Source organism: Flavobacterium sp. (assembly GCF_003525665.1).
Classification (GTDB): Bacteria; Bacteroidota; Bacteroidia; order Flavobacteriales; family Flavobacteriaceae; genus Flavobacterium.
Genome location: NZ_DQDX01000097.1, coordinates 1 through 3,337 on the forward strand (window position 1 = coordinate 1; position 3,337 = coordinate 3,337).

The window sequence follows — 3,337 nt, forward strand, 5'->3', positions numbered from 1 at the left end:
ATCTTATACTATAGAATATCTTCAATTTTTAAAATTGAAAAGCAAATAAAGGATGATAAATTAATTTTAAATAACAACTCGAAAGAAAATCTTAAAAATATTTCGAAAGAGATAGTAAGAGAGCAAATTACAAATGAGAATAATAAATTAACTGAAACTGAAAGCAACTTAGACAATGCAATTAATAAAACAAATGAAATAAAAAGGCAACAATTTAATTTAATAAAAGAAAAATTAATTGAATTATATGGTGCTGAAAACACGAATGAATTAGTCAATAATGAAAAGCCTTTTGTTGGTTTACATAAAGTTTTTCTTGGCTACTTTATCGGAAATCCAGAAAAAATAAATGAAAGTTCTGACGCTGACAATAAATGGGAGACATATTTTTATGATAAAATAAATAATCGTGGTAATGATGGCACATTTAGATTATAAATAAATATTCAAAACGATTTAGTTACAAGTTTTCAATTAAGATAAATAAGCAATGGAAAAAATACAACAAATAGTAGATTTATTAGACCAACATATTGACGATATTGATTATGCAAAATCAAATATTTCTAAAATTGAAAATGAAATAGAAAGAAAAAAGAATAATATTTGGAGAGCATCTGAACTTGAAAAATCAATTAAGAAAAACGAGAGGAATGTTTACCTTGAGTTTCTTTATTCATTTATAATCGTTGGTTTAATTCTTTACCTAATATCATAATGAAAATATTTAAACTAAAATGTTTCATTTTTGCATTTTTCATAACTCAACTTGTAATTTCACAAACTTATATTGTAAAAGCTAAAACTTTAAATGTAAGAGAGGAAACAAACAAAAACTCAAAAGTTATTGGACAATTAAATGAAAAAGATACAATAAAATCAATTTCGGATAATGGAGATTGGATAAAAATAACAATTTCTGAAAAAGATGGCTATGTAAACAAAAATTATCTTGAAGAAATAAAACCAAATGAAACTCAAATAAAAAGTGGCTTCAAATATGGTTTCACTAAAGCTTTTTCAACTTCCTTTATTATTACACTAATTTTATTATTAGGATATAGAAGTTTAAAAGGAAGAGTTAAAGATGGTAGACGTTCCAAAGGTTATCGAGAATATGATATGAATTTTAAAGATTATATTGTTGACGGAATTTATGCACTTATAATAAGTTTAGTTATAGCTTTAGTGGCAGGAATTATATCTTGGGTAAAAACATTTTAATATGAATTTAATAAAATCAAAATCTTCCTTAATTGCATTATTTTTCAATGGACAATTAGCCCACATAATAAATCCTTGGGTATTAACTGTAGATTATGAAAATGAAACCATTACTGTAGAAAAAAGAAATTGGTATTTCATTGGAATTAATAAAAACATCATTGCTTTTCGTTTTATTAGAAACATAAGAGTTGACGAACATCTTTTTGGGGCAAATATTAGTATAAAAGCAACAGGTGGTTGGGTTGAAGCCAAATACTTGTCAAAAAATGATACTGAAGCATTCAAAAACTCTTTATTTGAATACAATAAGGGCAGAAATAATCATATAATTTTTTCTTAAAAAAAACATAGCATTAAAAGTGGCTTCGCCACCTTTAATACTATTACTAAAAACAAAATTGAATGGAAATCGAATCACAAATTGAAAACAAAACAGCGGAAAATATAAAATCACTTTTTGAATCGTCTGAAAGTATTAGAATTCCAGCTTATCAAAGAGCATATAGTTGGGAAAGCAAACAATGCTCTCAATTTCTTGAAGACCTTTTAGAACAAAAAAGTAAACGATATTATTTAGGTCAATTTCTATTTGAAAAAGATGGCGAAACTCTTTTCATTATTGATGGGCAACAACGCTTAACAACTACAATTTTATTTCTTTCTGCAATTGCAAAAATTCAAGAAAAAAACGGAATAAATATTGACGGAATAAAAGAAACATATTTAACCGATATTTTTAGAACAATTGAAGATGACCAAATTATTTTCAAAAAAGTAAGCCAAAAACATTTGGTTTCTTCAATTGATGATACTGAAACAATTTCTCAAAAAAGAATTATCGAAGCGTTCAATTTTTTTGAAACCGAATTAACAAAACTTGACTCAAACAGTTTGTATTTGGTTCAACAGACATTAGAAAACGCTGTAATTAGTACATTTTATATAACAAACAAAGTAGAAGCTACGCAGGTTTTTGAATACCAAAACAACCGAGGTAAAGAATTATCAAGATTTGAGGTTATCAAGGCTTATTTGATGCACCAAATTTATATACAAAGTACAAATGACGTTCAAGCAAATAATGACATTGCAGATATTCAGCGAGAAATTTCTCAAACCTATCGTCACATTGAAGCAGTTGAAAGTTATTTCACAGAAAGCGAACTTTTAGACAACTATTGCAATTTATTCTTTAACATTAATGGCAATATTGAAGCAATCAAAGAAAAATTAAACAAAGAAGAAAATAAAACAAAATGGATAAAATCATTCTTTGAAAATTTTGTAGAATTAACACATAGTGCGAAAAGCATTGTTAGTAATAAAAACATTTCTGAAATTACAAACTTGTTTTTTGTTGGCAACGAAGCAAATTGGAAATTGGTTTTACTTACATTATTCAACAAAGGAGAAGTTTCAGGCGATACGTTCAAGCGAATATTAAAATTACTTGAAATTCTTTGTTTCAAATTAAAATTGGGCGACTATCGAACAGATTATTTACCACATTATGCTAAACGATATTTTAACCCATCTGATATTTACAATCTTGACAACTTATATCAAGACATAAAGAATGTAACAGAAACAGGTTTTAAATGGTATTGGAATGATGGCGACAGATTCAAAAATATAATTATCAATTATTTTGACAACGAAAAATGGCATTATAATCGTAATACAATACGCTTTGTGTTATGGCAATATGAAAATCATTTAAGACAAATAAATCGTTCAGGTGCGTTGTTAGATAAAGAACTTTACAACAAATACACAATTGAACACATTAAACCACAAAATCCTACAGACGAAGTATATAGCGAAGATTTTAAAAAGAATTTTCTACAGCTTGTAGGCAATTTGGCTTTATTAACACAAAGTCAAAACAGCAAATTTGGCAATAAATCTTTTGAAAAGAAAAGCGAACTTTTCCAAGACACTGCCCTATCGAGTTATACAGAAATTAGAGAAAAAACTGTTTGGACTGAAATAGAAATAGCCGACAGACATCAACGAATATCTGACTTTGCTAAAAAATATTTTGACACGACAAACTTGTAAACCGTATCAACACAGCAGGTAACAGCAGTAACTGTTGCACAACCACCAT

Annotated in this window: 5 protein-coding genes; all 5 read left to right on the forward strand. The window is 27.2% G+C overall.

All coding sequences use genetic code 11. The features are described from left to right. Window positions 1-438: hypothetical protein (locus tag DIU01_RS07160; RefSeq protein ID WP_290832938.1), on the forward strand; the 438-nt coding region annotated here is incomplete at its 5' end. A gap of 52 nt (window positions 439-490) precedes the next feature. After that, a complete protein-coding gene (locus DIU01_RS07165) occupies window positions 491-718 on the forward strand; it encodes a hypothetical protein (protein WP_290832940.1) in 228 nt (75 codons plus the stop codon). After that, window positions 718-1,224, forward strand: coding sequence for an SH3 domain-containing protein (locus DIU01_RS07170; protein WP_290832942.1), 507 nt, complete (start codon window positions 718-720; stop codon window positions 1,222-1,224). The genes DIU01_RS07165 and DIU01_RS07170 overlap by 1 nt, the downstream gene beginning before the upstream one ends. Before the next feature lies 1 nt (window position 1,225). Further along, window positions 1,226-1,567: a hypothetical protein gene (locus tag DIU01_RS07175; protein ID WP_290832944.1), complete on the forward strand. Its 342-nt coding sequence runs from the start codon at window positions 1,226-1,228 to the stop codon at window positions 1,565-1,567. A gap of 62 nt (window positions 1,568-1,629) precedes the next feature. Next, entirely contained in the window at window positions 1,630-3,288 is a 1,659-nt protein-coding gene (locus tag DIU01_RS07180; protein ID WP_290832946.1) for a DUF262 domain-containing HNH endonuclease family protein, read from the forward strand. Window positions 3,289-3,337 lie beyond the last annotated feature (49 nt).

Bases quoted from the DNA above. Each gene is read 5' to 3' on its own strand.
- DIU01_RS07165 (WP_290832940.1), top strand. From the start codon at position 491: ATGGAAAAAATACAACAAATAGTAGATTTATTAGACCAACATATTGAC.
- DIU01_RS07180 (WP_290832946.1), top strand. From the start codon at position 1,630: ATGGAAATCGAATCACAAATTGAAAACAAAACAGCGGAAAATATAAAA.
- DIU01_RS07170 (WP_290832942.1), top strand. From the start codon at position 718: ATGAAAATATTTAAACTAAAATGTTTCATTTTTGCATTTTTCATAACT.
- DIU01_RS07175 (WP_290832944.1), top strand. From the start codon at position 1,226: ATGAATTTAATAAAATCAAAATCTTCCTTAATTGCATTATTTTTCAAT.